General features: G+C 67.4%; 21 protein-coding genes and 1 pseudogene. 12 read left to right on the top strand and 10 right to left on the bottom strand.

Features of this window, described 5'->3' with window-relative positions; genetic code table 11:
• Window positions 1-870: an alpha/beta fold hydrolase gene (locus ACLJPD_RS02495; RefSeq protein WP_410870055.1), complete on the top strand. Its 870-nt coding sequence runs from the start codon at window positions 1-3 to the stop codon at window positions 868-870.
• A 66-nt stretch (window positions 871-936) separates the two neighbouring features.
• On the opposite strand, the gene ACLJPD_RS02490 is transcribed toward ACLJPD_RS02495, so the two are convergent.
• Window positions 937-1,515, bottom strand: a complete 579-nt coding sequence (locus ACLJPD_RS02490; protein ID WP_410870054.1) for a dihydrofolate reductase family protein — start codon at window positions 1,513-1,515, stop codon at window positions 937-939.
• A gap of 86 nt (window positions 1,516-1,601) precedes the next feature.
• Entirely contained in the window at window positions 1,602-2,789 is a 1,188-nt protein-coding gene (locus ACLJPD_RS02485; protein WP_410870053.1) for a PucR family transcriptional regulator, read from the bottom strand.
• 286 nt (window positions 2,790-3,075) lie between these two features.
• On the opposite strand from ACLJPD_RS02485, the gene ACLJPD_RS02480 reads away from it, so the two are divergent.
• Both ACLJPD_RS02480 and ACLJPD_RS02475 read left to right on the top strand, forming a co-directional pair.
• A complete protein-coding gene (locus ACLJPD_RS02480; protein WP_410870052.1) occupies window positions 3,076-4,791 on the top strand; it encodes an aldehyde dehydrogenase family protein in 1,716 nt (571 codons plus the stop codon).
• Between the two features lie 23 nt (window positions 4,792-4,814).
• Window positions 4,815-6,389, top strand: a complete 1,575-nt coding sequence (locus tag ACLJPD_RS02475) for a GMC family oxidoreductase (RefSeq protein WP_410870051.1) — start codon at window positions 4,815-4,817, stop codon at window positions 6,387-6,389.
• A 38-nt stretch (window positions 6,390-6,427) separates the two neighbouring features.
• Here ACLJPD_RS02475 and ACLJPD_RS02470 read toward each other — a convergent pair whose 3' ends face one another.
• The 3 genes from ACLJPD_RS02470 to ACLJPD_RS02460 are packed head-to-tail and all read right to left on the bottom strand — an operon-like array spanning window position 6,428 to window position 9,955.
• Window positions 6,428-7,555, bottom strand: a complete 1,128-nt coding sequence (locus ACLJPD_RS02470; protein ID WP_410870050.1) for an acyl-CoA dehydrogenase family protein — start codon at window positions 7,553-7,555, stop codon at window positions 6,428-6,430.
• A 22-nt stretch (window positions 7,556-7,577) separates the two neighbouring features.
• Window positions 7,578-8,753, bottom strand: a complete 1,176-nt coding sequence (locus tag ACLJPD_RS02465; RefSeq protein WP_410870049.1) for an acyl-CoA dehydrogenase family protein — start codon at window positions 8,751-8,753, stop codon at window positions 7,578-7,580.
• Between the two features lie 2 nt (window positions 8,754-8,755).
• Window positions 8,756-9,955 (bottom strand): acetyl-CoA C-acyltransferase, encoded by a 1,200-nt coding sequence (locus ACLJPD_RS02460; protein WP_410870048.1) that lies wholly within the window; start codon window positions 9,953-9,955, stop codon window positions 8,756-8,758.
• 131 nt (window positions 9,956-10,086) lie between these two features.
• Between ACLJPD_RS02460 and ACLJPD_RS02455 the strand changes: the two genes are divergently transcribed.
• Both ACLJPD_RS02455 and ACLJPD_RS02450 read left to right on the top strand, forming a co-directional pair.
• Window positions 10,087-10,566 carry a MaoC family dehydratase gene (locus ACLJPD_RS02455; protein WP_410870047.1) on the top strand — a complete coding sequence of 160 codons (480 nt, stop codon included), beginning with the start codon at window positions 10,087-10,089 and terminating at the stop codon, window positions 10,564-10,566.
• Window positions 10,566-12,095: an AMP-binding protein gene (locus tag ACLJPD_RS02450; RefSeq protein ID WP_410870046.1), complete on the top strand. Its 1,530-nt coding sequence runs from the start codon at window positions 10,566-10,568 to the stop codon at window positions 12,093-12,095. Before ACLJPD_RS02455 ends, ACLJPD_RS02450 begins: the two co-directional genes overlap by 1 nt.
• An 89-nt stretch (window positions 12,096-12,184) precedes the next feature.
• Here ACLJPD_RS02450 and ACLJPD_RS02445 read toward each other — a convergent pair whose 3' ends face one another.
• The gene (locus tag ACLJPD_RS02445; RefSeq protein ID WP_410870045.1) at window positions 12,185-12,751 is read right to left on the bottom strand and encodes a TetR/AcrR family transcriptional regulator; all 567 of its coding nucleotides are present in this window, start codon (window positions 12,749-12,751) and stop codon (window positions 12,185-12,187) included.
• 86 nt (window positions 12,752-12,837) lie between these two features.
• Here ACLJPD_RS02445 and ACLJPD_RS02440 point away from each other — a divergent pair, with 86 nt between their 5' ends.
• Window positions 12,838-13,407 carry a hypothetical protein gene (locus ACLJPD_RS02440; RefSeq protein WP_410870044.1) on the top strand — a complete coding sequence of 190 codons (570 nt, stop codon included), beginning with the start codon at window positions 12,838-12,840 and terminating at the stop codon, window positions 13,405-13,407.
• Between the two features lie 39 nt (window positions 13,408-13,446).
• Window positions 13,447-14,244, top strand: a complete 798-nt coding sequence (locus tag ACLJPD_RS02435; RefSeq protein WP_410870043.1) for an SDR family NAD(P)-dependent oxidoreductase — start codon at window positions 13,447-13,449, stop codon at window positions 14,242-14,244.
• A gap of 34 nt (window positions 14,245-14,278) precedes the next feature.
• Here ACLJPD_RS02435 and ACLJPD_RS02430 read toward each other — a convergent pair whose 3' ends face one another.
• From ACLJPD_RS02430 to ACLJPD_RS02415, 4 genes and pseudogenes are all read right to left on the bottom strand, one after another.
• The gene (locus ACLJPD_RS02430; protein WP_410870042.1) at window positions 14,279-14,452 is read right to left on the bottom strand and encodes a hypothetical protein; all 174 of its coding nucleotides are present in this window, start codon (window positions 14,450-14,452) and stop codon (window positions 14,279-14,281) included.
• 808 nt (window positions 14,453-15,260) lie between these two features.
• Window positions 15,261-15,443, bottom strand: a pseudogene (locus ACLJPD_RS02425) (FAD-binding protein); the annotation flags it as partial.
• Window positions 15,444-17,666, bottom strand: a complete 2,223-nt coding sequence (locus ACLJPD_RS02420; RefSeq protein WP_410870041.1) for a BTAD domain-containing putative transcriptional regulator — start codon at window positions 17,664-17,666, stop codon at window positions 15,444-15,446.
• A gap of 137 nt (window positions 17,667-17,803) precedes the next feature.
• Window positions 17,804-18,139, bottom strand: a complete 336-nt coding sequence (locus ACLJPD_RS02415; RefSeq protein WP_410870039.1) for a WhiB family transcriptional regulator — start codon at window positions 18,137-18,139, stop codon at window positions 17,804-17,806.
• Between the two features lie 174 nt (window positions 18,140-18,313).
• Here ACLJPD_RS02415 and ACLJPD_RS02410 point away from each other — a divergent pair, with 174 nt between their 5' ends.
• The 5 genes from ACLJPD_RS02410 to ACLJPD_RS02390 all read left to right on the top strand — a co-directional run bounded on the left by ACLJPD_RS02410 (window position 18,314) and on the right by ACLJPD_RS02390 (window position 23,567).
• A complete protein-coding gene (locus ACLJPD_RS02410; RefSeq protein ID WP_410870038.1) occupies window positions 18,314-18,595 on the top strand; it encodes a hypothetical protein in 282 nt (93 codons plus the stop codon).
• Between the two features lie 337 nt (window positions 18,596-18,932).
• Window positions 18,933-19,781 (top strand): universal stress protein, encoded by an 849-nt coding sequence (locus tag ACLJPD_RS02405; RefSeq protein ID WP_410870037.1) that lies wholly within the window; start codon window positions 18,933-18,935, stop codon window positions 19,779-19,781.
• A gap of 293 nt (window positions 19,782-20,074) precedes the next feature.
• Window positions 20,075-21,298 (top strand): cysteine desulfurase family protein, encoded by a 1,224-nt coding sequence (locus ACLJPD_RS02400; RefSeq protein ID WP_410870036.1) that lies wholly within the window; start codon window positions 20,075-20,077, stop codon window positions 21,296-21,298.
• Complete coding sequence (gene mnmA, locus ACLJPD_RS02395) at window positions 21,295-22,413, top strand: tRNA 2-thiouridine(34) synthase MnmA (RefSeq protein ID WP_410870034.1); 1,119 nt, start codon at window positions 21,295-21,297, stop codon at window positions 22,411-22,413. The genes ACLJPD_RS02400 and mnmA overlap by 4 nt, the downstream gene beginning before the upstream one ends.
• 47 nt (window positions 22,414-22,460) lie before the next feature.
• Window positions 22,461-23,567 carry a methionine synthase gene (locus ACLJPD_RS02390; RefSeq protein ID WP_410871896.1) on the top strand — a complete coding sequence of 369 codons (1,107 nt, stop codon included), beginning with the start codon at window positions 22,461-22,463 and terminating at the stop codon, window positions 23,565-23,567.
• Window positions 23,568-23,624: the final 57 nt, after the last annotated feature.

The raw sequence follows: 23,624 nt of genomic DNA, 5'->3' as shown, positions 1-23,624 counted from the left end.
ATGACCGCACATGTGCTCGAAACCGACGAAGCAGACCTCACCTACGACCTGCACGGTCCGCTGCCAACGGCGGACGGTCGCCCACCGTTGATGCTGATCGGTCAGCCGATGGACGCGAGCGGGTTCCGCGCGCTGGCGTCGTACTTCCCCGACCGCACCGTGGTCACCTACGACCCGCGCGGGCTCGGGCGCAGCGTCCGCAAGGACGGCCGGACCGAACATCTGCCCGCCGCCCAGGCCGCCGACGTGCACGCCGTCATCACCGCGCTCGGAGCGGGCCCGGTCGAGATGTTCGCCAGCAGCGGCGGCGCGATCGGCGCGCTCGCCCTGGTGGCCACGCATCCCCGCGATGTCACCACCCTGGTGGCACACGAGCCGCCGCTCATCGCCCTGCTCCCCGACGCGGCCGCCGCCCAACGCGCCCGCGCGGGGGTCCGCGACGCCTATGAGGCGAAAGGGTTCGGGGCGGGGATGGCGGCCTTCATCACGATGACGTCCTGGTCAGGCGAATTCACCGACGAATACTTCGCCCAGCCCCCGGCGGACCCGGCCATGTTCGGCCTGCCCGCCGAGGACGACGGCGCCCGCACCGACCCGCTGCTCTCGGACACCTCCTGGGCGTTCAGCGACTACCGCCCCGACATCGCCGCCCTCACCGCCGCCCCGACCCGCATCGTCGTCGCCGTCGGCGAGGAATCCCTCGGCCTGGAAACCGCTCGCACCTCCGACGCCGCTGCCACCCTCCTCGGTCAGCGGGTCACCGTCTTCCCCAGCCACCACGGCGGATTCATCGACGGCGAATTCGGCTACGCCGGTCAGCCCGAAGCCTTCGCGGCCAAGCTGCGCGAAGTTCTCGACGGCACCGCCTGACGGCGCGAATCCCGCACTCCCGCCGCTCCCGTCGACCGAGGTGGCCCCGGTCGGGGAGGGGTGGGTTCAGCCGTGCAGGGTCGGCCGGTAGACCAGTTCCTGGATATCGCCGTCGAGCGTGCGAGTCTCGAGCAGTTCGAGGTCGAAGTCGGCCGCACCCCGGAAGATCGGGTCGTCACCGGTCTGTCCGGTGATCACCGGGAACAGCGTCACCTGCACACGGTCGACGAGCCCCGCCGCCATCAGCGCCCGGTTCATCGACAAGCTGCCGTGTGAGCGCAACGGCACGTCGGACTCCGCTTTGAGCCGGGCGACGACATCGACCGCGTCACCACGTGCGATGGTCCCGTCCGGCCAGTCGAGCGGTCCCGCGAGCGTGTTCGACACCACCGTCGCCGGGAGATTGCGCATCCGGGTGACCCAGGGGTCGCGCACTTCCTCGACGTCGCCCGCGGCCATCATCTCCGCGAACTCCCGATAGGTGTTGGGCCCGAAGACCATTCGCTGTTCCGCGTTGAACAGGGCCAAGCGATGGTCGAGCAGTTCGGGTCCTTGTTTGCCCCAGTACCCACCCCAGTCACCACCGTTGACGCTGCCGTAGCCGTCGAGGCTGGAAAAGACGTCGAAGGTGTAAGTGGTCGCCATCGGATTCTCCTTGGTCGTCTGCGGGATGTATTGATGCAGACGAGGCCACCCGGGAAAACTCATCGCGTGGCGCCGCGCTCCCGGCGCTACGGCCCCAGGAGGGTGACCGCTTGCAACGCGAGATGCAGTTCGGCGGAATGCACCGGATCTGCAGTGTCGCGTCCGGTGAGGTCGCGAATCTTGCGCAGACGATAACGCACCGTGTTGCGGTGACAGTGCAGCTCTTCGGCGGCCGCCGCGGTCGAACCACGGCAGCGGTACCACGCGTCGAGCGCGGCGATCAGATCGTCGCGTTCGGGCGCGGGCAGTCGAAGAACGGGCCCGAGGATCTGGGTGGTAGCGCGCCGACTGGCTTCGGGCACCGTGACGAGCAGGTGCGCGACGGGCTCGCTCCCGAACCGGACGACGGTGTGCCCTCCCGGTCGGACGCTGCGGGCGGCCAGGCGAGCCTCGGTCAACGCGCCGGGAATGGCGGTCGGGCTGGTGAACGGGGTACTGATGCCGATCCGTCCGGCGACGAGTTCGGCCAGCGCGGCAGCGGCCCGTTCGATCGCCGGCGGTGTCGCCGAGGACAGCAGCCCGGTGTGCGAGTCGATCTGTGAATCCCACACGGACCTGGCACCGAGATCCTTCAACGCGCCGTCCAATCGGCCGGGCAGGGTGGCGCCGGGATCGGTGGTCTCGATCGACACGACCGCGAAGGTGCCGTGCTCGGCCAGACCCAACCGGCGCAACGCGGTCATGGTGTGGGCGGGATTGTCGGAGTGATCGTCGAAAAGCGTACGGATCAAACGACTCTGGGCCTGCGCGTCGACGTGCGCGAGCATGATCTCGGTCTCGCGATAAGCCTCGACCGCCGCGTCGGAGAAGGTGTCGATCAGTTCCCACAGTTCGGTGGCGAGGTCGTGCAGGCGCGGATCGCCCGGACCGCCGGACCGGGCGGTGAGTTCCTCCCAGGCCAAGCGGCCACCGAGCCGATAGGCGTGCAGCAGCGCGGCGATCGGGACCCCGCGCTCGGCCTTGAGCCGTCCGACCGCGCGCGCGGTCTGCAGCCGCGGCGGCTCGGTTCCGGACAGGGCGGTGATGATCGCGGTGAGGTTGGCCAGGCACGCCTGCTGGAGTTCCTCGGCCGTCAGCAGCCCCGGATCGGCATAGGAACGGTCCGCACCCGCGATGCGAGCGACCAACTCCTCGGCCATCGCCTCGACCGAGTCGAGCAGTTGCTCAGCCGGCCCCAGGCTCGCAGCTGCGGTGGTCGGCGGTGGTGCGGTCATCGCTTCAGCCTAGTGATCTGTCGTGATCCACGCCACCACGAAGTTGTGCATGAGCACATCATGCCAACTGGTTGGTCTGGTAGCAACCGCGCTTACTAGGCGTCGATGGCTAGATCGTCCAGGTATCCTATGAGCCGCATCACGGGTTCTTTGTGCTCGGGCACAACCAGGGTGGGGGGCGATCCGCAACGGGCGCACATGGTGCCCGCCGGGTCGGCGGCGACAGAATTGATCCATCTCGTCCGCTGCGCCGTGGACCCGTCCCAACAATTGTGGAGGATCGCAAGTGGTCACCAAGAAGGCAGAGCCCGCACTCGCCGCGGTGGATATCGCGTTGTCCGAACTCGTCGAAGGCGAGAAGAAGTGGGCGGCCACCTCGCTGGCAGGCAGGCGTGCGCTGCTGGATCAGGTGCGCGAGCTCACCGGGCGGCACGCTCAGGAGTGGGTCGACGCGGCCGTCGGCATCAAGGGTCTCGCGGCGTCCTCGCCGTTGGTCGGTGAGGAGTGGATCTCGGGACCGTATGTGATGGCCGCCGGACTGGGCGCGCTGTCGAAGACGCTCGACCTCCTCGCCCGTGGCGAGAGCCCGCTCGGCAACGCCACCTTCGGCATCGCGGGCGACCGGATCACCGTCGATGTGCTGCCCGCCAGCCCGTTCGACGCGTTGCTGCTCAACGGATTCAGCGCACAGGTGTGGTTGCAGCGGGGCGTCAGCAGTGCCGCCGCGCGAGCGAATGCCGGCCTGGCCCAATTGGATCCGACCCGAACGCACGGGATCGGCGCGGTGCTCGGCGCGGGCAACATCACCTCGATCGCGCCCTTGGACGTGCTCTACGAGCTCATTGCGCACAACCGGGTCGTCGCGCTCAAGCTCAACCCGATCACCGAGCCGATGCTGCCGGTGTTCACCGAGATCCTGGCCCCGCTGATCGAGCTCGGCGCGGTACGGCTGTTGACCGGTGGCGCCGAGGTGGGCGGCTACCTGATCGACAACGACCTCGTCGACCACGTGCACATGACCGGCAGCGCGCGCACCCACGACGCGATCGTCTGGGGCACCGGCGCCGAGGCGGCCGAACGGAAACAGGCGGGCACACCGAAACTGACCAAGCCGATGACCAGCGAACTCGGCGGCGTGTCACCGACGATCGTGCTGCCCGGCGAATGGAGCGCGGCCGACATCGCCTTCCAGGCCGAACACGTCGCGACCCAGCGGCTGCACAACGGCGGCTACAACTGCGTCGCGGCCCAGGCCATGATCATCTCGGCCGACTGGGCGCAGAAGGATCAATTCCTCGCCGCGGTGCGCACCGCGCTCGCGACGGCGCCCGCCCGCCGCGCGTACTACCCGGGCAGCGACGATCGTGTCGCGAAGGCCCGCGAGTCCTATCCCCGGGCCGAGCGCCTCGGACCGAGCGGTGAGCGGCTGCTGGTCACCGGGCTCGCACCCTCCTCGGACGAGCCGCTGCTGGCCGAGGAGTACTTCGCGCCGGTGCTCGGCGTGGTCGAATTGCGTGGAACCGGACCGGAATTCGCCAGGGCGGCGGCCCGCACCGCCAACGACGCGTTCGTCGGGACACTCGGCGTCAACGTGATCGCCAAGCCCGACACGATCGAGCAGCTCGGTGCGGCCTTCGACGAACTGGTCGAGGACCTGCGCTACGGCACAATCGCGATCAACGCGTGGACCGGTGTCGGCTACCTGACGTCGACCGCGTCCTGGGGCGCCTTCCCCGGCCACACCATCGACGACGTGCAGAGCGGCATCGGTGTGGTGCACAACGCGTGGCTGATCGACCGGGTGGAGCGCACCGTCGTGCGCGGCCCGTTCCGGCCGGCACCGCGGTCGCTGCTGCACGGCGAGTTCGCGATCTCGCCCAAGCCGCCGTGGTTCGTCGGCAACAAGACCGCGGCGAGCACGGGCAAGCTGCTCGCCGGATTCGGCGCCGACCCCGGCTGGCTGCGCCTGCCCCAGATCTTCGCTTCGGCCCTGCGCGGCTGAGCCCGACTTCCGTGGAGAATCAGATGAACAACAGCATCGCCGATTACGTCGTCGTCGGCACCGGTTCCTCGGGCGCGGTGCTCGCCGCGCGGCTCAGTGAGCGCTCGGCCACCAGCGTCATCGCACTGGAAGCCGGGCCGGAGGACAAGAACCAGGCCGTCCACATTCCGGCGGCCTTCTCCAAACTGTTCCAGACCGACCTCGACTGGAACTACCTGACCACCCCGCAGCCCGAACTCGGTGACCGCCAGGTCTTCTGGCCGCGCGGCAAGATGCTCGGTGGTTCGTCATCGATGAACGCGATGATGTGGGTCCGCGGTTTCGCGGCCGACTACGACGCATGGGCCCGCGCCGCGGGCCCGGACTGGTCGTTCGCGAACGTGGTCGAGTACTTCCGGCGCATCGAGTCCGTCGAGGACGCCGCCGAACCCGACGAAGGCCGCGCCGGACCGCTGCGGATCTCGCACCAGCGCAGCGCGCGCCACTGGACCGAGGACTTCCTCGCCGCCGCCGAGCACGCCGGGTTCAAGCGGGAGCGTGCCAATCTGCCGCAGCCAGAAGGCTTCACGCAAACCATGGTGTCGCAGAAGCGCGGCGCCCGCTGGAGCACGGCGGATGCTTATCTGAAGCCCGCGCGCAAGCGGCCGAACCTGACGGTGCTCACCGGTGCGCAGGCGACTCGGATCCTGTTCGAGGGCACCCGGGCCGTCGGCGTCGAATACCGCAAGGACGGCACCACCCACACCGTGCGCGCAGGCAAGGAGGTGGTGCTGTGCGGCGGGGCGATCAACAGCCCGCAGCTGCTGCAGCTGTCCGGTGTCGGCGACCGGGAAGAGCTTCGCCGCCACGACATTCCGGTGGTGCACCACCTGCCCGAGGTCGGCCGCAACCTCACCGATCACCTGATCTCGTTGCTCGGCTTCGCCGTCGACTCCGACACGCTGTTCGCCGCGGAGAAGCCGTTGGAGCTGCTCAACTACCTCGCTCGGCGGCAGGGCATGCTCACGTCCAATGTCGGTGAGGCGTACGGCTTCGTGCGCAGCAGGCCCGAACTCGAACTGCCGGACCTCGAGATCATCTTCGGGCCCGCCCCGTTCTACGACGAGGGCATCGGTGTCGCGCCGGGCCACGGCATCGCGCTCGGCCCGATCCTGCTTCAACCACGCAGCCGCGGCACGATCACGCTCACCTCCGCCGACCCGACGGCCAAGGCGCTCATCGACCCCAGGTACCTGTCCGACCCGGACGGTGCCGACCGCGCCGCAATGCTCGCCGGGCTGCGCATCGCGCATCGCATCGTGACCGCCGAGCCGCTGGGTTCGCGGATCGGCCGATTCCTGCAGCCGAAACAGGAACTGCCGACGGTCGAGGAAACCCTCCAGGACGCCCTCACCTGGCACTCCCACACCCTCTACCACCCGACCAGCACCTGCCGCATGGGCACCGACGCCGCCAGCGTCGTCACCCCCGACCTGCAGGTCCGCGGCCTCGACGGTCTGCGCGTGGCCGACGCCTCGGTGATGCCGACCATCATCCGTGGCCACACCCACGCCCCCGCGGTGGTCATCGGCGAGCGAGCGGCCGACCTCCTCCGCTAACGACCGCACCTTCTGCCAAGGAGGTCGGTTCGGTTGGACTAGAGCTCGACCATTCCGTAGTCGGCGATCCCGGCGCTCAGCACCCGCAGGTGGTCGTCGGCCGCGCCGAATGTCTGGTCGATGGCGGTCAACCGGGCGAAGTAGTGACCCACCGGGTATTCGGCGGTCATCCCGATGCCGCCGTGCATCTGGATGGATTCCTGCCCGATGTGCTTGGCGGACAAACCGATCTGCAGCTTCGCCCGCGACGCCACCACCGCGTCGACCCGGCCGTCGGCAAGACACGCCGTCGCGTACAGCGCCATGCTGCGGGCCGCCTCCAGCGAGACATACATGTCGGCGGCACGCTGGGTGAGTGTCTGAAACTTCGACAGCGTCACCCCGAACTGCTTGCGAGTCCGCAGATACTCGGTCGTGAGCCGCAGCGATTCCTCCATCGCACCCACCGCCTCGGCACACAGAGCGGCCTGAGCGCCGATGACCGCCCGCTCGATGCGCGCCGTCGAGTCGGTGTCGTCGCCGAGCAATTCGGCTGTGGCACCGGTGAACTCGAGCTGCGCGCCACGCCCGCCGTCGTGAGTCCGAAACGGCCGCCGCAGCAGACCGGCGACGTTCCCGTCGACGAGGAACAGCCCGGTACCACCGTTGGGCAGCGCGGCGCTGACCACGAGCCGGTCGGCGCAATCGCCGTGCGGCACCGGATTCTTGACTCCGCTGATCGACCACGAATCACCCTGCTGGACAGCAACTGTGGTGATCTCAGCGGACGGCCACCGCCGGCCGGGTTCGCTGTGCGCGAAGGCCAACAGGACCGTGCCCGCAGCGACCTGCGACAACACCTCTTTGCGCTGCCGCGATGTACCCGCCTCGGCGACCAGGCCGCCCGGCAGCAACACGCAGTCCAGGATCGGTTCCGGCGCCAGCCGTCGGCCCACTTCGGTCATGACGGCCATCGTCTCCACCGGACCCGCGCCCATGCCGCCGTCTTCCTCGGCGAAGGAGAGACCGAGCAGGCCGAGCTCGGCCAGCTTGCCCCACACATCCCGGCTCCAGCCGAGTTCGGTGCGAACCATCGCGTTCCGCTTTTCCGCGTCGTAGCTGCGGGAAAGCAGTTCCCGGGTCGTGTCGCGCAGCATCTGCTGCTCTTCATCGAGTTCGAAATCCATGGCGATGACTCACTATCTGCGTTCAGAGGCCGAGGATCGTCGAGGAGATGATGCTGCGCTGCACCTCGCTGGATCCGCCGTAGATGGACGTCTTGCGGTAGTTGAGATAGGCGGCGGTGCTGCGCTGGGCCCAGTGCGGGCTCGTGATATCCGCACCTGCCGCGTCGGGCAGCGAATCCGGCCCGGCGATATCGACGAGGATTTGCGTCGCCGCCTGCTGCAGGTCGGTGCCACGCAGTTTCAGCACCGACGACGCCGGATTCGGCTTGCCGTCCGACGAACCCGACACCACCCGCAATTGCGTGAGTTCCAATGCCAGCAGGGCATTTTCGATTTGGGCCAGCCTCGCGGCGAAGAGTGGGTCCCCCAGCAGTGTGCCGCTGCCGAGCTCGGTCCGCGCCGCGTGTTCCTTGGCCAAGGCGAGGACGACTTTGGTTCGCCCGACCGCGGTGATACCGGTGCGCTCGTTGCCGAGCAGGAACTTCGCGTAGGCCCAGCCCTGATTCTCCTGGCCGACCAACTGATCCGCGGGCACCCGGACGTTGTCGAAGAACACCTCGTTCACTTCGAAACTGCCGTCGATCAATTCGATCGGTCGCACCGTGATGCCGGGGGAGTTCATGTCGATCAGCAGGAACGAGATACCCGCCTGCTTCTTCGGTGCGTTCGGGTCGGTGCGGACCAGGCAGAAGATCCAATCCGCGTACTGGCCGAGCGTCGTCCAGGTCTTCTGGCCGTTGACGATGTAGCTGTCACCGTCGCGCACCGCCGTGGTGCGCAGCGAGGCCAGATCTGACCCGGCCTCCGGCTCGGAAAAGCCCTGGCACCACCAGATGTCGAGATTCGCCGTCGGGGGAAGGAAACGCCGTTTGAGCTCCGGCGATCCGAACGCCGCGATCACCGGGCCGACCATGCTCACGTTGAACGTCAGCGGTTCCGGGACCGAGGCGAGCTGCATCTCGTCGTGCCAGATGTGGCGCTGCGTCGGTGTCCAGTCCTGGCCACCCCACTCCACGGGCCAGTTCGGCGTCGCGAGCCCGTGCGCGTTGAGGATGCGCTGGCTGAGCACGACCTCGTCGCGGGTGAGATGCTCACCGTGGCGCACCTTCGTACGGATCTCGGCGGGGATCTCGGTTCGGTAGAATTCCCGCAGCTCGTCGCGGAACGTGATTTCGTCGGCCGTCAATGCCAGTTTCATTGTCAGACAACCTCGAACAGTCCCGCGGCGCCCATGCCGCCGCCGACGCACATCGTGATCACGACGTATCGCACGCCGCGTCGCTTGCCCTCGATCAGCGCGTGCCCGACCAGTCGGGCACCGGTCATGCCGTACGGATGGCCGACCGAGATGCCGCCGCCGTCGACGTTGAGTCGTTCGGGATCGATCCCGAGTTCGTCGCGGCAGTACACGGCCTGCGAAGCGAATGCCTCGTTGAGCTCCCACAAGCCGATGTCGTCGACGGTGAGATCGTGGGTTTTCAAAAGCTTCGGGATCGCCAACACCGGACCGATTCCCATCTCGTCGGGCCCGCAGCCCGCCACCGCGATGCCGCGGTACAGGCCCAACGGTGTCAGGCCCCGTCGCTGCGCCTCCGCGGCTTCCATCAGGACCGAGGCCGACGCGCCGTCGGACAGCTGTGAGGCGTTGCCCGCGGTGACGGTCGAGTGCGCGGTCACCTGGCCGTCCGGCAGCACCGTCCTGAGCCCGGCGAGGCTCTCGAGTGTTGTTGTGGCGCGGTTGCCTTCGTCGCGGGTCAGCGTCACCTCTTCGAGGCGCACCTCACCCGTCTCCTTGTCCGTCACCGTCTTGACGGTCGGCAGCGCGACGATCTCCTGATCGAACCGCCCGGCCTCCTGCGCGGCCGCGGTGCGCTGCTGCGACAGCAGCGCGAACTCGTCCTGGCGGTCCCGGCTGACGCCGTAGCGCTGCGCGACGATCTCCGCGGTGTGCAGCATCGGCAGGTAGATGGCCGGCTTGTGCTCGACCAGCCACGGGTCCGCGGCGCGGTAGCTGTTCTGATGCTCGTTCTGCACCAACGAGATCGACTCCACACCGCCGCCGACCGCGATGTTCATGCCGTCGGAGACGATCTGCTTGGCCGCGGTGGCGATCGCCATCAAACCCGACGAGCACTGCCGGTCGATCGTCATGCCCGACACCGTTTCCGGCAATCCGGCGCGGATCACGGCCTGTCGGGCGACATTGCCGCCGGTGGATCCCTGCTGCAACGCGCACCCCAGGATCACATCCTCGACTTCTCCGCCCTCGAGTCCGGCACGCCGCACGGCGTGCGAGAGCGCGTGCGCCGCGAGCGCCTGTCCCTGGGTGTCGTTGAACGCGCCGCGGTAGGCCTTCCCGATGGGCGTGCGTGCCGTCGAGACGATGACTGCTTCTCTCACTACGAACTCGGCTTTCTCGAAAGGTGATCGCGATCTCAACTCTAGGTATAGTTGAATCTGGCGTCATATTCAACTAGTGGTCCACTGCTCGGGCCACACACGCCGAGACCTGCGTAAAACTAGGGAGATTCATGGCCGACATCACGGCACTACCGGTAAGCCCCACCACGTTCGACCAGCTCGAGGAGTTGCTCGGCAAGGAACTCGGACCCACCGGCTGGCACGAGGTCACGCAAGAGCGCGTGAATGCCTTCGCCGACGCGACCGGCGATCATCAGTGGATCCACACCGATCCGGAGCGTGCGGCGACCACGGACCTCGGCGGCACCATCGCCCACGGCCTCTACAGCCTGTCGCTCGGGCCTGCCCTCTCGGCCGAACTGCTCCGGTTCTCCGGCTTCGCGCACAGCCTGAACTACGGCTACGACAAGGTGCGGTTCCCCGCTCCGGTGCCCGTGGGTTCCCGGATTCGGCTGCGTGTCACGGTCACTGCCGCCGAGCGGGTGGCGGGCGGAATCCAGGTGACGGCAAGTCATGTGGTGGAGCGGGAAGGCTCGGACAAGCCGGTCGTCGTCGCCGTTTCGGTGGCGAGAGTGGTTGAGAAGTCCTGATGGCCAATGTCTTCGACCCCGTCAGCCGGCACGCGGACGCCGATCCGGACGCCGTCGCAGTGCGCGGCGATATCGCCGCGTCGGGCGAACGCGCGGTGTGGACCTACGGGCAGCTGAGATCCGCGAGCCTGAACTACGCGGGCTCGCTGCTGGCAGCCGGAATCGTGGCAGGGGACCGGGTGCTGCTGGTCGCGCCGTCGGTACCCGAATTCATCGTCGCCTACATGGGAATTCAGGCCGCAGGCGGCATCGTGGTCCCGGTGAACACGATGTCCACGCGTCATGAGATCGAGTACGTTCTCGCCGACGCCGGGTGTTCGCTGGTCATCGCGTGGCACGGAGTCGTAACGGCGGCCGGTGATGCCGCGTCAGCGCTCCGAACACCGCTGCGGATACTGCGTCCCGGGGCAGCGGACGGCACTGCTGGGGCGCAGGTCCAGGATCGGTATCCGGCCGAAACCGCGGCGATCCTCTATACGTCGGGCACGACCGGGCGGCCGAAAGGCGCGCGGCTGACCGTGTCGAACTTGCTGTCGGCAGGGGAGATCGGGGCGGCGTGCAGCCGCGGATCGAGTGCCGATCGGACCGGTACCGGCCTGCCGCTGTTCCATGTGTTCGGGCAGGCCTCGGTGATGATGGCGACCTTCAGCTGCGGCGGTTCGCTGTCGCTGCTGTCGCGTTTCGACCCCGCCGCGATGCTGGCGATGGTGCGCGCCGACCAGCTCACCATCATGGCCGGGGTCCCCACGATGTGGAACGCCATGCTGCACGCGGCCGGTGACGCCGACCCGCGCGACTTCGCCCAGCTCCGGGTCGCGGTCTCCGGCGGTGCCTCGCTACCGGGCGAGGTGGCGCGGGCATTCGAGGCACGGTTCGGCTGCACCATCCTCGAGGGCTACGGGCTCACCGAGACCACGGCACTCGGCACCTTCAACGACATCGACCGCGGCGCGAAGATCGGATACACCGGCGGTGCCGTGCCGCGCACCGAGATCCAGGTGCGCGACGGCGACGGGCGCGAATGCCCCACCGGAGCGGTCGGCGAGGTGTTCGTCAAAGGCCCGACGGTGATGAAGGGCTACTGGAATCGGCCCGCCGACACTGCGGCCGTACTCGCCGAGGACGGGTGGTTCCGGACCGGGGACCTCGGTGAGATCGACGCCGACGGTGATCTGCGCATCGTCGACCGAGTGAAGGACCTCATCATTCGCGGCGGCTACAACGTCTACCCCGGAGAGGTCGAGGAGGTGCTCTACGCGCATCCCGACATCGTCGAAGCCGCCGTGGTCGGTGTACCGCACGACCACTACGGCGAGGAGGTGGCCGCCGTGGTCGCTGTCCGGCCCGGCTCCGAGCTCGCGGCCGAGGAGGTCGCGAGCTGGGCGCGAGAACGACTGTCCGCCTACAAGATTCCTCGCATCGTCCAGTTCGTCGATGCGCTCCCGAAAGGGTCGACGGGCAAGATCCTGAAGCGATCCATCGACCGCGAAGCGTTGCGAGAGGTGATCCCGAACCCCGCCGCGAGTTGACGGCGAGCATCGCCCGCGTCGGCATCACACGGCAAGGGCGGTGCGCACCGTGCTGCTCGATGACCGCGGCGGTGTTCGGTGTGTGGAGGTCAGTTCGGCCCGGGTCGCGCGGAGGCGGCGGTGAGGCTGCGAACGAGCAGGTCGATGACCGCTCGCTTTTCCGCGTCGTCGCGCCGATGGGTGAGGAGCCCCTCGATGACGAAGGTGCCGATGGCGGACGTGGCGGCGAGGTCGGTCTCGGCGACTCCGGCCGCGCGGAGGTTGTCGGCGAACAGTGCGTCGGCCAAATGGTGGAAACCGGCGTGCCAGGCATCGATGGCGGGGGAGGTCGCCACGCGGGCGTGCACGGTGTTGACGAGCCCGTGCAGTTGTTCCAGCTGGTCGACCACCCACAGCAGCCGCTCGTTCAACGAGAGGCCGTCGATCTGCGTGTAGGTGGCGAGTGCCTCGGCCAGGATGCGGTCCAGGACCGCGATGAGCAACTCGTCCTTGTCCTGGAAGTACCAGTAGATCGTATTGACAGTGACCCCCGCGCTTTTGGCGATCCGCCCCGTGGACGCCGACTCGAAGCCGTCGGCGATGAGCAGGCGTTGCGCGGCGGCGATGATCTCCTCGCGCTTCTCCTCGCGGTCCTGCGGGCGTCGATTCCTTGGCACCTCACCACTTTATCTTGAACGTCGCTCAAGAACGAGTTACGCTTCTTGAGCGACGTTCAAGAGATCACGAGATGAGGCTGGTTCCCATGGACCCCGACACTGCGGCCGACGAGCTGCGCCTGCTCGACACCGGCGGCCTGCTTGCCCTGTTCACCACGCTGGAAGCCCCCACGATCGCCGAGATCGACGGCGAGTACACCGCCGCTCTGCTGGCCCAGCCGAACCTGTTCGCTGTGGTGACCGGAAAGGTGGCCGTGGGCAACCCGCTCGGACCGTGGCTGTGCAAGGCCTTCCGGCCCGTCGATGAGAACAGCGGGCGCGGCTACAACACTTTCGGCGAGTTCGGCCAGGTCAAGCAGCGTTATCCGATGCGCACGCTGTTGGCCCCGTCCCGCTATGACGGCGCTCCGGCCTACACGCTCATCTATCGTGCCTACGCCTCGATGTGCGGGTCGATCCACATGGTGGACGAGGTGCGGCGTGCCGCGCCCGGTGTCTACCTGGGCATGGGCACCTGGGGATTCACCGACGCTCAGCGCCGCGTCCCCCGGCCCTTCCTGCTGACCGGCCCGGTCGGCTCCTACCGCGGCGACATCGGCAAAGCCCGGCTCTCCTTTACGCCCGGCCCCCGCGAGCTGCCCGGCCCGCCCGCCTGACACCGCTCACCTGTCCGTCCCCTCCGAATGAAGGACCCCATGACCACATCCCCCCGCACCGCGCTGATCACCGGCGCGTCCGCAGGCATCGGTGCGACGTTCGCCCACCACCTGGCCGCGAGCGGCTACCAGCTGCTGCTCGTTGCCCGCCGCGCCGATCGTCTCCAGGAGCTCGCCACGCAGCTGACCGAACGCCACGACGTGCGCTGCGAGGTGTTCGCCGCCGACCTCACCGACCCCGCCGCACCCGCCGCGATTGTGGACTACGCCGACCAGCAGGGCTTGGACATCGACGTCCTGATCAACAACGCGGGACTGTCGGGCAAGACCGCGTTCGCCGACACCCCATGGGACGCCCTGGCGGGGGAGATCCAGCTGATGGTGACCGCCCCGACCGAGCTCGCCCACCGGGTCATCCCCGGTATGAAGAACCGCCGCTGGGGCCGCATCATCAACCTGTCCTCCATCGCGGCGTTCGCCCCTCCCGGCGCCAGCCTGCTCTACACCGGCATCAAGTCCTACGTCCTCAATACCTCGCAATCCCTCGACATGGAACTCAAACCCCACGGCATCCATGTCACCGCCCTGTGCCCCGGCCTCACCCACACCGAATTCCACGATGTGATGGGCACTCGCGACAAAGCCGACCACCTGCCCCGCATCCTCTGGCAGCAGCCCGACGCCGTTGTCACCGAGGGCTGGAACGCGGTGATGAAAGGCAACCCGGTGTGTGTCCCCGGCATCGTCAACAAGATCTCCGCCGCCGCCATGAAGCCCCTGCCCACCCGCCTCGGCTACCTCGTCGGAAAGACCTTCAACCCCTTCAAGAACAACTGAAGTCGCTCACGCGGGCATTCGACGCTTCCGGTTCCTACAGCACGATGACGGCGCGCCCGAACGCCGATGGGTCCTGGATCTTCGATGGCGAAGAAATGCGCAGCACTCTGCGACCGTCCGAAGACGGATCGTCGATGTCCGCGCTGTGGGAACGTGACCCAGGCACGGGCACCTGGATCCCGTGGATGCGCATGAACTTCGCCGCCATCGAATGATCCTCAGAAGGGCCGTAACCAGCCCAGGCTTTCTCGAAGTAACGCAGGAGAGGCCCCGGCGCGCTGGCGCCGGGGCCTCTCCTGCGTTACTGCACTTGCTGGTACTGCACTTGCTGGTACTGCACTTGCTGGTACTGCACTTGCTGGTACTGCACTTGCTGGTACTGCACTTGCTGGTACTGCACTTGCTGGTACTGCACTTGCTGGTACTGCACTTGCTGGTACTGCTACATCACTTGCTTCATCGCACCGCCGACGGCCCGGCCGACTGCACCGGATTCTCTTCTCCGCCAGGCGGGGCGGTCGAACCGTTCCGGGCAGCTCGCCTGCCCGGCCCTCTGACTTTGCTGAACGACAGCGACTGTATACGCCAACTTCGAGAATGTCTACATCCACCACGATAGTTTTTTTGCATCACACGGCGAGCGGGCTCGACGCCTTGCTCCCGGCAGGAATCGAACCTGCGACGGGACTGCAGGCGCTTGGCGGGTGTGGATGTCTCGATCCGCGACTTGTCGGCGTACATCCGGCCGAGCAGAGACCCTTCACGCAGGCATCAGGCGCTTTCGGCTGCTGCGGCGCGGCCGGTCTGCCTGCCGGAGAACAAACAGTTGCCCAGGAAAGTGCCCTCGAGTGCGCGGTAGCTGTGCACGCCGCCGCCACCGATCCCGACAGGATGAATTCCTTGTCGATGATCTTCTTGTTGAGTACGAACCAGGAGTAGTCGTGACCCGACTGCATGATCAGCTCGAGCGTGCCGAAGGTGTCGATACTGGGAATGGCGGGACTGTTGACACCGCTGTCGAAGCCCGCGGTCCGTGTCCAATCCTCGCGGGCCGAGTCCAAGGAATCCTTGATCCCGATGAGCCGTTGCTCGAAGGAATCGATGAAGAACAACCCTCCCAGCGACCAGTGCGCCTGTCCGCCGAGGGAGGCTTCGGGTTCCTGGTCGAGCAGCAGGACCCGGCGACCCGCCGCGGCGAGCTAGGGCCGCTCAGGGCACCCCGCGAGCGCGTCCGGCGCGTCAGAAACTGTGAGGCCGACCCGATGACGCAGGGCGGTCGCGTCTTCGTGCTGTCCGTCGCGGGAAAGGCCTTCGGCCAGGCGACAAACCATCCCGAACAGTCGCCGCCGATCGTCGTCGTCAGCATGACTGTGGACCCCATATGATGCCCGCTCGCACAGGGGCAGTGCGCCCCGCCGCAACCTGCTCGCTTCCACCAGAAGACCTTGTCGGGCACAGTAGTCGGCGGCGGCGAGCAGGTATTCGATCGCTGTGACCGCGGTCGTCGGGGTGCTGCCGAGCAGGGCGTGACCGGCAAGCGCCACCAGTTCGGCCCCCTCGTTCACCGAGGTGCCGATGCGAGAACCGACGTGCTCGACTATCTGCCAGTGCAGCCGAGTCCGCCGGATCGGCGCGATGTCACGATACAGTTCCTGTCGGAGCATTTCGTCGGCGAGCATAATGCTGCCCCTGCCGTTGGAGCGGATCAATCCCGCCGTCAAGGCCCGATCAGCGAGATCGACGACTTCGAGTGCGGCGATCCTTGTCAAGACGGACAAGCTGTCCACATCGATCGGCGAATTCAACACAGCCATGTGGCGCAGGATGTCAGCCGCCCCCGAGGGCAGTCTTTCGGCCCGCTCCATAAGAACGCCCCTGATTCCCGCGGGAGGCTCGGCGGGAAGCGGATACTCCGCGCCGTATTCAACCCACAACCTGATGAACAGCGGACTCCCGCCGGTGCGTTCGTGCAACGCGCGCACCGTGGCGTCACTCGGGTCGAGCAAACCCGCCACTCGGGCGATTTCGCGCGTGCCCGCGATATCCACCCCGTTCAGTTCCACCCGCTCACTCATCGCGTCGACACCACGTCCCCCGGCCGATCGCATTCCGGCGATTGCTTCCGAGCTGCGCACGGTCACGATGATCAGAATCGGCTTGTCCGACAACCACGTCACCAGTTGCCGAAGTCCCTGCAGGGTGGGCAGATCCGCGCAATGCGCACCATCGAGGAAAATGACGACGGGGTTGCTCGTGACCAGTTGTCCACACCGCTCGGATACTCGGCGCAGGACGGTGAAATGGTCACCGTCGGTCGGGGCCGAGGCGTCGAGTTCGGCGAGAAGTTCGCGGATCGGCCAAGCTGGCGGCGCACCGTCGACCTCGGGACAGGTCGCGTACGCGGTGGTCCAGCCCTGCGCCTCCAGTTCGGACCGAATTCCGTTCGACAGCACGGTCTTACCCGATCCGGATTCGCCCGCAACCCACACCATTCGCGGACCGTTCTGGCGAGCGGCCTCGGCGGAGAGCCGGAGCGCGGCGACCTGATCGGGGTAGAAGCTGGGGTGCAGAGCTTCGGCTGGGTCCGGGTGCGCCCGAGTGCATTCGGAGGTCATGAGGACCGGTGCACTGTCGGCGACAATCGGGCTCGCTGTTCCCGCCAGTATCGCCTGCTCCGCAATGATGAGCTTGTGACCGGGGTCGATGCCGAATTCGGTGCGCAGATGATCCCGGGTACGTCGCAATGTCGCGAGGGCGTCTACCTGGCGCCCCAGCCGGTACTGGGCCAGTGCGAGCATGCGAGCGCTTTCCTCCCGTCCGGGATCGTCGTGCAACTGGCGCGGCAGTGTGGCGACGATATCGAGGTCCCTACCGAGTTCGTAGGCCGCTTCGGCGCGCAGTTCCACCGCCGTCGCGTGCAACTCGGTCAGCTGCGAGACCTCGGCCGACGCCCACGAGACGGTCGCGAACGATTCGAAAGCGGGTCCGTGCCAGCGGCCCAACGCGTCGTCTAGCAACCGGTGCCGTTCTGCGGCCGAGAGCCGACTGCCGTGCTGGCGCATCAGGCGTTCGTATCGTTGCATGGCCCTTTCGAATGACCATGCGTCGACGCCGTCGTCGCTCAGCATCAAGGCATAACCACCGCTTTCGGACACCAAGACATTGGATGGCGCCCGGGGCAACCGCGCCGGTTCGAGTAATCGACGCAAATTGTGGACCTGGACCTGAAGTACCGAGGCCGCCTGCGGCGGCGGGCGACCTTCCCACACGTCCTCGATGAGACGATCCGTTCCGACAACCGCTCCTCGCGCCGTGACCAACCTGCCGAGCAAAGTGCGCTGATGTCCGCCCTTGATTCGCGCGGCGCGTTGATCCAGCAAAACTCGCAACGGACCCAATACCTGTACTTCGATTTCCGTCATTCGCGACGACCTCCGGTCACAGTATTACTACTAGGGTTTCCGAGTATTAGACCGTAAAGTACCGGCGTTCAGTGGGGCTGACAATCCGACCGTATCGAATGTGTTGCGCGACACAGTGTTATGAGGTTTGTCGACACTCACGGCGGGGCATCGGCGAAACCGCACCGCTCGCAGAATTCTCCCCTCGGTTCAGGGTCGAGCAATCGCCAGCATTGTGCACAACGCCGGAACGCAGTCCGGTCGGAAGCGATCCCCCGCAACACAGTGATGTGTTCGGCATCTACCGAGAGCCAAACCCCCGCAACGATTCCCGTCCGCTCACCGACATCGAGAGCGTGCGCTGCGCAACGGGCAACTACTGGGCAACGGCGGCAGTAATCCAAAGCATGTCGTGGATCACCGTGCGGTGGCAACCTCGGCCGAAACACCCAGGGCGCGATGTCCGAACACGCGGCTTGTTGCCTCCAAGACATGTCTTACTCCTCCGGCGAGAACCTCCATTGATGTGCCCAAAGTATTGCCGGATATGTCCTGTGTCCATTCTCGGAGTAGTGCGAAAGTAGCGCGGAACCACCTCGGCAGATCGACAGAAGAGAATCAGAAGGAGCAAGCATAATAATAATTCTCGACCGAGAGAAAGGAATTACGTGCAAACTCCCCGAGGTGCCAACCCTCCCCCCGCTCTGCCCAGCGACGTATACGCGCCGGACCAGGTAACCGACGACCGCACCGAAAGTGCGGTCGGCGCTCCTGAACCCGATCGACCAGGGCTTTATCGAGATTGCGACGGCGACCTGTGGCTGAAAACCGGTCAGGGCTGGCGGCTGTGCCTGCAGCGCGACGTGACGGTCGACCCCGCGTCGGTGTGGCAGTGGATCGACGGACACGTCCGCGACTATGCGCCCTTCGTCCCGATCTTCCCGGTATGAACGCCGCTACGATATTGCCGACCGGTAGCGGTCACGCCCGGAGCGTCGACGGGACCGAAGCACTGCGGTGCGAGCAGCGGTGTCGACCCGCGCGCAGGAGCGAAGGCGCCGTACCGCGGCGACCCACGCAACCAGCGAGCCCGAGGGGCGCGGACCAGCCGCCCGGAGTCCCCGCAGCGCGCGGTCGGCGTGTGGCATCGGATCTCCGAGCAGCGCCACCACGGAGGGTGGCGAATAGGCGGTCAGCGACTTCGGAGCGTACCGGGTCGACCTTGTCGAGACGTCGTCGCGATCGCGGTGCATCAGCGGCGATCGCCGCGCAGGTTCAGGAGGACGTGTGAACTCGCCGGTGGTTGTCGGTATCGACGGTTCCTCCGCTTCACTGGAGGCTTTGCGCTGGGCGGTCGACTACGCCGACGGTTGCCGCGCGCCGCTTCGCCTCGTGTACGCGAGCGGCCTGTCCATGAGCCACGGTCCCCGCACCACCGAGCGAGCCTTCAGCGAGCGGGCACTGAATGCCAGGAGTGCCGAAATCCTCGCCGAGGCGGAGAAATTGGCGCTCGAGAGCACCGCGCAGCCCGGACGAATCGAGATCGCCACCACGGTGGCCGAGCACGAGCCCGCGGTTTCCCTGCTCGCCCATGCCCGCGGGGCGAACATGCTCGTCGTCGGCGCGCAGGGAATCGACGCCATCGAACGTGGCGTGCTCGGATCTGTGAGTGTCGCGGTGGCGGACCGGGCCGACTGTCCGGTCACCATCGTGCCGACAGCTCCCCTCGGGCATCCGTCACCAGGGCGGCTGCCCGTCGTGGTCGGCGTCGACGGGACGCCCTCCGGGAAGCCGGCGCTGGAATTCGCGTTCGCCGAGGCGCGGCGGCGGGTCGTCGGGGTCGTCGCGGTCACCGCGTGGTTCACCTCCTTCCGGCACTCCTCGCGCCGAGAGGCGCGTGCGCACACGATCGCTCGACAGGCACGCGTGCTCGCCGACCCTGTCCTGCGCCACCCCGCGGTACCGGTAGAGCGGGTAGTCCTCGAGGGCCGCCCCGCCCGTCACCTGTTACACGAGGCCGACGGCGCGCAATTGCTGGTTCTCGGTCGGCGCAGCCCCACGCCTCCGGGTGCGGTGACCCATGCCGTGCTGCCCTGGACCCCGGTGCCGGTGATCATCGTCGGCCGACCGCGATAAAGCGCTTTTGCCATGGTCGGCCTCGCAACGTTCGAAGGGAAAACGCGTCTACCGTGGCTGACGGTCCCGTTGCGGATGCCTCGGATGAGTCGCGCCGACGTGGAGTCGCCGTTCTGACGCGTGCGCTCCATGCCTGCTCTGGTGTGCTGGCAGACCCGTTGTGGGAGGCATCGGGGGAATATTCGACACCGTCGCTCGGGTTGTGGATCGTGGGTAAATCGTAGAAAAATCGTAGAAAGCAGGGGTGGACCCCGAAGATGACCAGGTCAACGGTGGTATAGGCTTTGTCGGTCATGAAGTCGGCTTATTCGGGTCCGGTCAACGGTGCGCCCAAGACGGTCTACCTCGATCACGCGGCGACCACTCCGATGTTGCCTGCCGCCGTCGAGGCGATGACGGCTGCCCTGGGGACGGTCGGCAACGCGTCGTCGCTGCACGGGTCGGGGCGGGCGGCGCGGCGGTCGTTGGAGGAGGCGCGCGAGTCGATCGCGGCTGATCTGGGTGCTCGACCGTCCGAGGTGATCTTCACTTCCGGGGGTACCGAGAGCGACAATCTGGCCGTCAAGGGGATCTTCTGGGGGCGCCGGGCGGCTGATCCGCGACGCACCAGGATCGTCACCAGCGCGGTCGAGCACCATGCGGTGCTCGATGCCGTCGAGTGGCTCGAGAAGCACGAGGGCGCGCAGGTCAGCTGGTTGCCGGTCGACGCTGAGGGTGTCGTCTCGCCGCAGGTGTTGCGTGAGGTGCTCGCCGCGCATGCCGACGAGGTGGCGCTTGTCAGTGTGATGTGGGCCAACAACGAGGTCGGGACCATCGAGCCGATCGTCGAATTGGCCGCTGTCGCACAGGAATTCGACATCCCGATGCACAGTGACGCCATTCAGGCGGTGACCCAGATCCCGATCGATTTCGCCGCGAGTGGACTGGCCGCGCTCAGCGTGGCCGGGCACAAGGTGGGCGGTCCGCACGGGATCGGGGTGCTGTTGCTGGGCCGGAACGTGCCGTGTGTGCCGCTGGTGCACGGCGGTGGACACGAACGTGACCTGCGCTCCGGCACCTCCGACGTGGCCGCGGCGATCGGGATGGCCGCCGCGCTGCGCGACGCCGTCGGCGAGCTGCCCGCGCGCACTCAGCAGTTACGCGTGCTGCGCGACAAGCTGATCACCGGGGTCGAGACGGCGGTGCCCGACGCGATGCTCAACGGTCCCGCGCAACGACTGCCCGGCAACGCCCACTTCACGTTTCCCGGTTGCGAGGGCGACTCGCTGCTCATGCTGCTCGACGCCGCCGGTGTCGAATGCTCCACCGGTTCGGCCTGCAACGCGGGCGTCGCCTCGCCCAGCCATGTGCTGATCGCGATGGGTGTGCAACCGTGGCAGGCGCGCAGTTCGCTGCGCTTCTCGCTCGGTCACACGTCGACCGAGGCCGATGTCGAAACACTGTTGACCGTGCTCCCGCAGGTCATCGATCGGGCCAGGGCCGCGGGCCTGGCCGGCGCTAGAGGAGGTGCCCGATGAGAGTTCTCGCCGCAATGAGTGGTGGTGTCGATTCCGCGGTGGCCGCGGCGCGGGCCGTGGACGCGGGCCACGAGGTGGTCGGGGTGCATCTGGCGCTGTCGGCGAACCCGGGCACGCTGCGCACCGGGTCGCGTGGTTGCTGCTCCAAGGAGGACGCCGGTGACGCGCGTCGCGCCGCCGATGTGCTCGGCATCCCGTTCTACGTCTGGGATTTCGCCGATCGCTTCAAGGAAGACGTGATCGACGATTTCGTGGCCGCCTACGCCGCGGGCGAGACCCCGAACCCGTGTCTGCGCTGCAACGAGAAGATCAAGTTCTCCGCGCTGGCCGACCGCGCCGCCGCTCTCGGTTTCGACGCTGTGGTCACCGGGCACTACGCCCGCCTCGACGAGGGTGTGCTGCGTCGCGCCGTCGACGCCGACAAGGACCAGTCCTACGTGTTGGCGGTGCTCACCGCCGAGCAGCTCGCGCGGGCGATGTTCCCGGTCGGTGACACCCCCAAGCCGCGGATCCGCGAGGAAGCCGCCGAGCGTGGGCTGGCGGTGGCGAACAAGCCCGACAGCCACGACATCTGCTTCATCCCCTCCGGCGATACGCGCGCGTTCCTCGGCGCCAAGATCGGCATCCGCCCCGGTGCGCTGGTCGACTCCGACGGCACGGTGCTCGGTAATCACGAGGGTGTGCACGGATTCACCGTCGGCCAGCGCAAGGGCCTCGGCCTGAGCCACACCGCCGCCGACGGCAAGCCGCGCTACGTCACCGGGATCGACCCCGATTCGGGCACGGTCAAGGTCGGTTCGGTCGAGGACCTGCAGGTCGACAGCATTTCAGCCGACCGCGCAATCTGGACTTCCGGCGTCCGGCCGACCGCGCCTGTCGAGTGCGTGGTGCAGGTTCGCGCGCACGGCGGCACCGCGCCCGCGGTGGTCGAGCCCCAGGGTGACGGCTTCGTCGCCCGCCTCGGTGAGCCGCTCACCGGCGTCGCCAAGGGGCAGGCCATCGTGCTGTACCTGCCCGATGCCGACGGTGGCGACACCGTGATCGGCAGCGGCACAATCAACGGCACCGACCGCGCCGCGGCAATCGAGTCCGATTCGTCGGTGGCGTCAGCCTGATTGTGACCACCGATCCATAGGACACGAAAGGTGTTGAGCGCGTGACGTTGCGGCGTGGTAGTGAGCCGTCCGATGACCCGGCCACAGCGGAGCCGGTCGACTTACTCGCCGGGGCGTTCGCCACCGGCGTCGGTTCCTGGCCGGGCACCGATCCACTCGAAGCGGCGACCACCATCATCGGTGAACTGCCGGAACTGCCCCACCTCGTCGAACTTCCCGAACGCGGTATCGGCGCCGACATGATCGGGCGCGCCTCCGCGCTCCTGGTCGACCTGCGGTTCGACGCGACCACCCGCGGCTACCGGCTAGCCGACCGACCGGGTGCGGTCTCTCGCAAGGCCCGCGATTTCGTGCGCGTAGATCTCGATGCGATCGAGGAAGCCTGGGAGACAGCAGGTCTCGTCGGTTCCGGTCGAGCGATCAAGATCCAGTCGGTGGGACCGCTCACCCTCGCCGCCGAAGTCGAACTGCCCGGCGGTCATCGCATCCTCACCGATCACGGTGCGCTGCGCGACCTCTCGGACTCGCTGGCCGAGGGCTTGGCCCTGCACGCTGCCGAGATCGGCAAACGGCTCGGAGCGAAAGTGGTTGTGCAACTGGATGAACCGCAGCTGACGACGGTTCTCGATGGATCGCTGACCGGCCCGAGCGTCCTCAACACCGTCCGCGCGCTTCCCGGCCCCGAGGCGATCCACTTCCTCGACGTCGTGATCAACGCTCTCCCGGGCCCGGTCATCCTGCACACCTGCGCCTCCCGCCCCGCCCTGCCCACCTTGCGCCGCACCGCGGCTACCGCCCTGTCCTTCGACGCGGCCGCCATCACCACCGCCGATTTCGATGAGATCGGCGAAGCCGTGGACTCCGGCAAGAAGCTGGCCCTCGGCCTCGTTCCTACCGAACCGCCGACGAGCCAACTCACCTGGCGCACTGTCGCCGAACCCGCGGTCCGTCTCGTGGATGACCTCGGCTTCCCTCGATCGGCTCTCACTCAAGTTCTCGTCACCCCCACCTGCGGTCTGGCAGACGCTCCGCTCACCTGGTCTCGCAAGGCCCTCGCCCTGGCCGCCGACGTTGCCCGCGCGTTCGCCGAAGACCCGGAGTCGCTCACCGTCGAGCGCGCGGAACAGTCGCGGTCGGGTCGGAATCATCGGTGACGTAGTCCCGGCCGCTCCGGCCGAAAACTCGTGCCCGTAAGGCCGCGACGTGCGGGA

This window comes from Nocardia sp. A7 (assembly GCF_046549215.1).
Classification (GTDB): domain Bacteria; phylum Actinomycetota; class Actinomycetes; order Mycobacteriales; family Mycobacteriaceae; genus Nocardia.
The sequence above is the reverse complement of the archived record's forward strand: the minus strand, read 5'-3'. Positions and strand labels throughout refer to the sequence as shown.

What these genes read in the sequence shown, in the direction of transcription:
- ACLJPD_RS02495 (WP_410870055.1), top strand. Translation starts at nt 1, where the DNA reads ATGACCGCACATGTGCTCGAAACCGACGAAGCAGACCTCACCTACGAC.
- ACLJPD_RS02490 (WP_410870054.1), bottom strand. Translation starts at nt 1,515, where the DNA reads ATGGCGACCACTTACACCTTCGACGTCTTTTCCAGCCTCGACGGCTAC.
- ACLJPD_RS02485 (WP_410870053.1), bottom strand. Translation starts at nt 2,789, where the DNA reads ATGACCGCACCACCGCCGACCACCGCAGCTGCGAGCCTGGGGCCGGCT.
- ACLJPD_RS02475 (WP_410870051.1), top strand. Translation starts at nt 4,815, where the DNA reads ATGAACAACAGCATCGCCGATTACGTCGTCGTCGGCACCGGTTCCTCG.
- ACLJPD_RS02470 (WP_410870050.1), bottom strand. Translation starts at nt 7,555, where the DNA reads ATGGATTTCGAACTCGATGAAGAGCAGCAGATGCTGCGCGACACGACC.
- ACLJPD_RS02465 (WP_410870049.1), bottom strand. Translation starts at nt 8,753, where the DNA reads ATGAAACTGGCATTGACGGCCGACGAAATCACGTTCCGCGACGAGCTG.
- ACLJPD_RS02455 (WP_410870047.1), top strand. Translation starts at nt 10,087, where the DNA reads ATGGCCGACATCACGGCACTACCGGTAAGCCCCACCACGTTCGACCAG.
- ACLJPD_RS02450 (WP_410870046.1), top strand. Translation starts at nt 10,566, where the DNA reads ATGGCCAATGTCTTCGACCCCGTCAGCCGGCACGCGGACGCCGATCCG.
- ACLJPD_RS02440 (WP_410870044.1), top strand. Translation starts at nt 12,838, where the DNA reads ATGGACCCCGACACTGCGGCCGACGAGCTGCGCCTGCTCGACACCGGC.
- ACLJPD_RS02435 (WP_410870043.1), top strand. Translation starts at nt 13,447, where the DNA reads ATGACCACATCCCCCCGCACCGCGCTGATCACCGGCGCGTCCGCAGGC.
- ACLJPD_RS02430 (WP_410870042.1), bottom strand. Translation starts at nt 14,452, where the DNA reads ATGGCGGCGAAGTTCATGCGCATCCACGGGATCCAGGTGCCCGTGCCT.
- ACLJPD_RS02420 (WP_410870041.1), bottom strand. Translation starts at nt 17,666, where the DNA reads ATGACGGAAATCGAAGTACAGGTATTGGGTCCGTTGCGAGTTTTGCTG.
- ACLJPD_RS02415 (WP_410870039.1), bottom strand. Translation starts at nt 18,139, where the DNA reads ATGTCTTGGAGGCAACAAGCCGCGTGTTCGGACATCGCGCCCTGGGTG.
- ACLJPD_RS02400 (WP_410870036.1), top strand. Translation starts at nt 20,075, where the DNA reads ATGAAGTCGGCTTATTCGGGTCCGGTCAACGGTGCGCCCAAGACGGTC.
- mnmA (WP_410870034.1), top strand. Translation starts at nt 21,295, where the DNA reads ATGAGAGTTCTCGCCGCAATGAGTGGTGGTGTCGATTCCGCGGTGGCC.